The organism is Nocardia sp. JW2 (assembly GCF_051843015.1).
Lineage (GTDB): Bacteria > Actinomycetota > Actinomycetes > Mycobacteriales > Mycobacteriaceae > Nocardia > Nocardia coubleae.
In genome coordinates this window covers 479,554-485,888 of record NZ_JBPXLK010000002.1, presented here as the reverse complement: position 1 = coordinate 485,888, position 6,335 = coordinate 479,554, and the positions used below count along the sequence as shown (strand labels likewise).

Here is a 6,335-nt window from a genome sequence, read left to right as displayed (position 1 = left end):
ATCACCAACCTGCTCACCGAGGACAACCTGCCCTCCTATCACCGCGAGATCGCCGAGAACTTCTCCCAGGACGGCGCGTGGGGTACCTGGGTCGGTCGCTGGACCGCCGAGGAGAACCGGCACGGCATCGTCATCCGCGACTATCTGGTCGTGACCCGAGGGGTCGACCCGGTCGCGCTGGAGAACGCCAGGATGGTCCACATGACCCAGGGCGCGCACGCACCGGCGAACTGGGGCGGGTTCCTGGTCAACGTCGCGTACGTGACGTTCCAGGAGCTGGCCACCCGGGTGAGCCACCGCAACACCGGCCGCGTCTGCGACGACGCCGTCGCCGACCGCATGCTCGCGCGGGTGGCCACCGACGAGAACCTGCACATGATCTTCTACCGCAACCTGTGCGCCGCCGCCCTCGACCTGGTCCCCGATCAGGCGATGCCCGCGATCACCAAGGTGCTCACCAACTTCCAGATGCCCGGCGCGGGCATGCCGAACTGGCGGCGCAACGGCGTGCTGATGGCCAAGCACGGCATCTACGACCTGCGCCAGCATCTCGACGAGGTGGTGCTTCCGGTGCTCAAGCAGTGGAACATCTTCGGCCGCGACGACTTCGGGCCACGCGGCGAGGCCGCCCGCGACGAACTGGCGCAGTTCCTGGCCAAGCTGGAGAAGGACGTGCTGAAGTTCGAGGAGCAGCGCGACAGGTTGCTGGCGCGCGAGCGGGAGGTCGCCGAACGCAAGGGGGCGGGCGTAGCGGCGCGCTGATCGGCAGCGGCCGTTCGGTCAGGCGTCGTGACGACCACAGCGCCTGACCGGCGGCCGCGATCGCGTCGCGGTCAGTACTGCCCGCGCAGGTGGGTCACATCTCCCGCCGACACCGCTTCGTCGCCGATCAGCAGTCGCCCGGTGGCGTCTACCCCGGTGGCCACACCGGTGAGCACCTTCCCACCCGGCAGCTCCGCCCGCACGTTCACCCCGATGGTCGCGCAACGCTCGCGGTAGGCCGCCGCGAGTTCGTCGGTGGCCCACCCCGCCCGCTCCCAATCGGTGAACCGGCGGGCGAATTCGCTGAGGATCGCGGCGGCGAGCGCGGTGCGATCGGTGGTCTGCGCACCGGCCAACGCCAGCGAAGTCGCATGCGGCACAGGCAGTTCCGACTCGTCCAGGTCGACATTGAGGCCGACACCGACCACCACGGCTGGCGCGATGCCGGTGGCGGCGACCTCCGCGAGGATGCCCGCGAGCTTGCGGTTGTCGAGCAGAACGTCGTTGGGCCACTTCAATTCCGGGGAGAGACCCGCGATGCCACGCAGCGCGTCGACCACCGCGATACCGGTGAGCAACGGCAGCCAGCCCAGCGCCACCGGGTCGATCCCCGGCAACCGGACCAGGATCGACAGCGAGATCTGGGCCCGCGGCGGGCTCACCCACTCGCGCGCGTGCCGACCGCGACCCGCGACCTGCTCCTCGGCGAGCAGTGCCTGCCGGTCGACAGCGGGATCGGCCGCGCGGGCCACCAGATCGGCATTGGTCGAACCGGTCGATTCGACGACATCGATCCGGTCGAAGAACACCGGTGCCGGGGAGACGAGAGAGCTGCGCAGACGGTGCGCGTCGATCGGTGCCCTGTTCATTCCTGGCACGCTACCTGCCGCCGCGTGCTATGGGGCATCACCACACCTAGCTGCGGTTTCTGTACTGGCCGGTAGGCGTACTGCCGTAGTGCGGGGCGGTGTCACTAGTTACACTCGCAACCCATGACGAGTGTCCAGCAGCAGCCCGCGTCGGAATCGGCGGGCGCCCCCGACATCCACACCACCGCCGGGAAGCTGGCTGATCTGCGGAATCGGCTGGAAGAAGCGCAACACCCGATGGGTGAGGCCGCCGTCGACAAGGTGCACGCCAAGGGCAAGATGACCGCCCGCGAGCGCATCCTCGCACTGGTCGACGAGGGCTCCTTCGTCGAGCTCGACGCCCTGGCCAAGCACCGCAGCGTGAACTTCGGGCTGGAGAACAACCGTCCCACCGGCGACGGCGTGGTCACCGGTTACGGCACCATCGACGGCCGCGACGTGTGCCTGTTCTCCCAGGACGTCACCGTCTTCGGCGGCTCCCTCGGCGAGGTCTACGGCGAGAAGATCGTCAAGGTGATGGACCTGGCCATCAAGACCGGTCGTCCGCTGGTCGGCATCAACGAGGGCGCGGGCGCGCGCATCCAGGAGGGCGTCGTCTCCCTCGGCCTCTACGGCGAGATCTTCCACCGCAACGTGCAGGCCTCCGGCGTGATCCCGCAGATCTCGCTGATCATGGGTGCCGCCGCCGGTGGGCACGTGTACTCCCCCGCGCTCACCGACTTCGTGGTGATGGTCGATCAGACCTCGCAGATGTTCGTCACCGGTCCCGACGTGATCAAGACCGTCACCGGTGAAGAGGTCAGCATGGAAGACCTCGGCGGCGCGCACACCCACATGGTGAAGTCCGGTGTCGCCCACTACGTGGCCTCCGGCGAGCAGGACGCGCTGGACTACGTCAAGGACCTGCTGAGCTACCTGCCGAGCAACAACCGCGCCGAGGCACCGCGCACCGAGCCGACCGACCCGATCTTCGGCGCCATCGAGGACTCGCTCACCGAGGAAGACCTCGAGCTCGACACGATCATCCCGGATTCGCCGAACCAGCCCTACGACATGCACGAGGTGATCCGTCGTCTGCTCGACGACGACGAGTTCCTCGAGGTGCAGGCCGAGCGCGCGATGAACATCATCGTCGGCTTCGGCCGGGTCGACGGGCGCAGCGTCGGCATCGTCGCCAACCAGCCAACCCAGTTCGCCGGCTGCCTCGACATCGACGCCTCGGAGAAGGCCGCGCGCTTCGTTCGCACCTGCGACGCCTTCAACATCCCGATCATCACCCTGGTCGACGTGCCCGGCTTCCTGCCCGGCACCGGCCAGGAATACAACGGCATCATCCGCCGCGGCGCCAAGCTGCTCTATGCCTACGGCGAGGCCACTGTGGGCAAGATCACGATCATCACCCGCAAGGCTTACGGCGGTGCCTACGACGTGATGGGTTCCAAGCACATGGGTGCCGATGTGAACCTCGCGTGGCCGACCGCGCAGATCGCCGTGATGGGCGCCTCGGGCGCCGTCGGGTTCGTCTACCGCAAACAGCTGGCAGAGGCCGCCCAGAACGGCGCCGATGTCGACGCTTTGCGCCTCGAGCTGCAGAACGAGTACGAGGACACCCTCGTGAACCCGTACGTGGCCGCCGAGCGTGGCTACGTCGACGCGGTCATCCCGCCGTCGCACACGCGAGGCCAGATCGTGTCGGCGCTGCGACTGCTCGAACGCAAAATGGTGACCCTTCCCCCCAAGAAACACGGCAACATTCCGCTCTGAAAACGCGATATTCCTCGTGTGCCGCGCACACTTGTTGGGGAAATCAACTATTGCCCGGCGCTGTTGCACCGGGAATGATCGCGGACACCGCGCCGTGAACCGAAGTACGCGCAGGAAGGATCTGGCACTGTGACCACTGTGGCAGAAGAAGACGTGCTGACCGCCGCCGAGCTCGAGCTCGCTGTCGAACCACTCGTCGACGAGGTCGAACTGTCTACCGACACACTGACCGAGGCCCCGGCAGAACCCGCCGGTGAGCCGCTGTTGCGCATTCTCAAGGGCTCGCCCACCGACGAGGACGTCGCCGCGCTGGTCGCGGTGTTCAGTGCCGCCGCCGCGAGCGCACCGGCGCCGACCGCTCCGCAGCCGGTCGACGGCTGGGGTCAGGCGACGCTGATGCACCGGGGTTCGTCCCCGTTCTCGCCGTACGTGTACCCGCTGCTGTCGCACCTGCGCTGAGGGTGACCCGGCTGGTCTTGGCCTCCGCGTCCCCCGCCCGGCTCGGGGTGCTCCGGACGGCGGGTATCGATCCCGTCGTCCGCGTCTCCGGCGTCGACGAGGACGCGGTCTCGGCCGCGCTTCCCGCTGATACCTCCGCCGAGGATGTCGTTGTCGCCCTGGCCCGTGCCAAGGCGCTCGACGTGGCGGGCTCCATTCCCGAACTCGCCGCCGACTGTGTCGTCGTCGGCTGCGATTCCATGCTGCTCGTCGACGGGCGGCTGCAAGGCAAACCGCACACCCCCGAGGTGGCGCGCGAGCGCTGGGCGAGCATGGCCGGGCGCAGCGCCGATCTGCTCACCGGTCACTGTGTGCTCCGCCTGCGCGACGGCGAGGTCGTCGCCGAATCGGCCGAATGCAGTTCCACCACCGTGCATTTCGCCAAACCCGGCCCGGACGAACTCGAGGCCTACATCGCCACCGGCGAGCCGCTTCAGGTGGCGGGCGCGTTCACGCTCGACGGTCTCGGCGGCTGGTTCGTCGACCGGATCGAGGGCGATCCGTCGAGTGTCATCGGCATCGGGCTACCACTGCTGCGCAGGCTGCTCGAAGACGTCGGCGTCGGTGTCACGCAACTGTGGCGGGACGCGCGGTCCTGACGGCGTGATCATGCGCTGAGCGGCCTGGTCCGCACCGATCGCCGGCCGGGCGGGCCGCTCGCCGTGCTCCTCGGCCGCGTGCTCGACGGCTTCCGCACCGAGGGTGAGTTCGAGCCGGGCGTGGCACAGTTCCGGTTCGGTGAACGGATGCAGCCGCACCTCCACCCGGCCGCGCGCACCGTTGCGTTCCAGCACTTCGCGCATCAGACCAACATGCACTCCGCACACCACTTCGGCGTGCGAGCGAGCCAGTTCGCGCAGCGGGCAGGCGGTGAGGTTGATCCCGACGTGCTCGTCGGTCTCGCCGACCGGGTCCTTCTCCGGCGCGAAGCCGAGTTCCGACATCAGCGACATGGTGATGTCACGGGCGTCGGCGAGAGTTTCCACCTGGTGGGAGCCGATATCCATGCGACGGCCCCACGCGCGGCCCGCCTCGATGGCGGCGGCGGAGCGACTGAGCGGGTCGGGTCCGAGGTGGTCGGCCAGCACCTGGGCCAGTTCCTGATAGCCGACCGACCGCTGCACCGCGCGATAACCGATGCGAGGTCGGCCACGTCCGCGCGGGGGTTGCTGGAACTGGCGCACGAGCGATTCGCGGGTGAGAACGTCGAGGTGGAAACGGACGGTGGTGACGTGCTGTCCGGTGATGCGGGCCAGTTCCTGGGCATCGAGGGGCTCGGTGGCGCCACGTAGGATCGCGAGCAGTCGCCGTCGCGGCCATGAATCGGACATAGCTCACCCCTCCTCTCCAGAGACTTTATCGGACAGCTCTGCGCTTTATTCGCCCATTGCGTCGATTCGTGATGTGCCACCACAGACATACCATCGGCTACGGCCTCGACACTGCCGCACCCGCCCAACTCTCGCGTGAAGGACCACACTGTGCCCGTCGCCCCGGATCCGCACCCCGCCTACGGTTCCTACGCAGTCCCGCATCGATTGGTAACCACCGAATGGCTGTCCGCAAACATCGGGGTGCCCGGTGTGAAGGTCATCGAATCCAACGACGACATTCTTCTCTACGACATCGGACATGTGCCCGGCGCGGTCAAGATCGATTGGCGTGGTGATCTGAGCGACCCGGTGACCCGCGATTACATCGATGGTCACCGATTCACCGAACTGATGCGCGCCAAGGGTATCCGGCGCGAGGACACCGTGGTGATTTATGGCGATCGCGGCAATGCCCAAGCCGCGCACACCGCCTGGATCTTCACCCTGTTCGGGCACGAGGACGTGCGCCTGCTCGACGGCGGCCGCGACGCCTGGATCTCCGAGGAACGCGACACCACCTTCGAGACGCCTGTCCCCGAGCGCAGCGACTACCCGGCGGTCGAGCGTGACGACACGACCGCCCGCGCGTTCCGCGAGGAGGTTCTCGCGCGGCTGGGCCGCCCGCTCGTGGACGTGCGCTCGCCGCAGGAGTACGCGGGCGAGTCCGGCGGCGACAAGGAACCGGAAACGCAACGGGCGGGTCATGTGCCAACCGCCGTTAACATCCCGTGGACACTTGCCTGCTCACCCGATGGAAGATTCCGTTCGCGCGCCGAACTCGACGAGGTCTACGGCGCCCTGCCCGCCGAGGATCTCGTGGTCTACAGCCGGGTCGGCGAACGCTCCAGCCACACCTGGTTTGTCCTGACCTTCCTGCTCGGCCGCAGGTCGGTACGCAATTACGACGGTTCGTGGATCGAATGGGGCAACTCGGTTCGCCTGCCGATCGCCGCGGGCCACGAACCGGGCACCGTCGATCAGCGGAATTGAAACGGGTTCACAGGTCGGCGCGCCGCGTAGTGTGACCTACGACCTACTGAACAGTAGGGCTAGCCGAGTTCGGGGCGAA

Annotated in this window: 7 protein-coding genes; 5 read left to right on the top strand and 2 right to left on the bottom strand. The window is 67.8% G+C overall.

What is annotated here, in order from left to right:
- On the top strand, window positions 1-762 hold a 762-nt coding region (locus ACSVDM_RS05250), incomplete at its 5' end, for an acyl-ACP desaturase (RefSeq protein ID WP_439263199.1).
- 71 nt (window positions 763-833) lie between these two features.
- Here the strand turns inward: ACSVDM_RS05250 and ACSVDM_RS05245 are convergent.
- Complete coding sequence (locus tag ACSVDM_RS05245) at window positions 834-1,631, bottom strand: biotin--[acetyl-CoA-carboxylase] ligase (RefSeq protein ID WP_439263197.1); 798 nt, start codon at window positions 1,629-1,631, stop codon at window positions 834-836.
- Between the two features lie 123 nt (window positions 1,632-1,754).
- Here ACSVDM_RS05245 and ACSVDM_RS05240 point away from each other — a divergent pair, with 123 nt between their 5' ends.
- The 3 genes from ACSVDM_RS05240 (at window position 1,755) to ACSVDM_RS05230 (ending at window position 4,492) form a co-directional block, all read left to right on the top strand.
- Window positions 1,755-3,395 (top strand): acyl-CoA carboxylase subunit beta, encoded by a 1,641-nt coding sequence (locus ACSVDM_RS05240; protein ID WP_067641427.1) that lies wholly within the window; start codon window positions 1,755-1,757, stop codon window positions 3,393-3,395.
- A gap of 129 nt (window positions 3,396-3,524) precedes the next feature.
- Window positions 3,525-3,854: an acyl-CoA carboxylase epsilon subunit gene (locus ACSVDM_RS05235; RefSeq protein ID WP_067641425.1), complete on the top strand. Its 330-nt coding sequence runs from the start codon at window positions 3,525-3,527 to the stop codon at window positions 3,852-3,854.
- Between the two features lie 2 nt (window positions 3,855-3,856).
- On the top strand, window positions 3,857-4,492 hold the full coding sequence (locus tag ACSVDM_RS05230) for a Maf family protein (protein ID WP_067490690.1): 636 nt from the start codon (window positions 3,857-3,859) through the stop codon (window positions 4,490-4,492).
- Here the strand turns inward: ACSVDM_RS05230 and ACSVDM_RS05225 are convergent.
- Window positions 4,418-5,224 carry a helix-turn-helix transcriptional regulator gene (locus ACSVDM_RS05225; protein ID WP_439263194.1) on the bottom strand — a complete coding sequence of 269 codons (807 nt, stop codon included), beginning with the start codon at window positions 5,222-5,224 and terminating at the stop codon, window positions 4,418-4,420. The two genes, ACSVDM_RS05230 and ACSVDM_RS05225, sit on opposite strands and share 75 nt — an antisense overlap.
- A 150-nt stretch (window positions 5,225-5,374) precedes the next feature.
- Here ACSVDM_RS05225 and ACSVDM_RS05220 point away from each other — a divergent pair, with 150 nt between their 5' ends.
- Window positions 5,375-6,256 carry a sulfurtransferase gene (locus ACSVDM_RS05220; protein ID WP_439263192.1) on the top strand — a complete coding sequence of 294 codons (882 nt, stop codon included), beginning with the start codon at window positions 5,375-5,377 and terminating at the stop codon, window positions 6,254-6,256.
- Window positions 6,257-6,335 lie beyond the last annotated feature (79 nt).

Bases quoted from the DNA above. Each gene is read 5' to 3' on its own strand.
- ACSVDM_RS05245 (WP_439263197.1), bottom strand. From the start codon at position 1,631: ATGAACAGGGCACCGATCGACGCGCACCGTCTGCGCAGCTCTCTCGTC.
- ACSVDM_RS05240 (WP_067641427.1), top strand. From the start codon at position 1,755: ATGACGAGTGTCCAGCAGCAGCCCGCGTCGGAATCGGCGGGCGCCCCC.
- ACSVDM_RS05225 (WP_439263194.1), bottom strand. From the start codon at position 5,224: ATGTCCGATTCATGGCCGCGACGGCGACTGCTCGCGATCCTACGTGGC.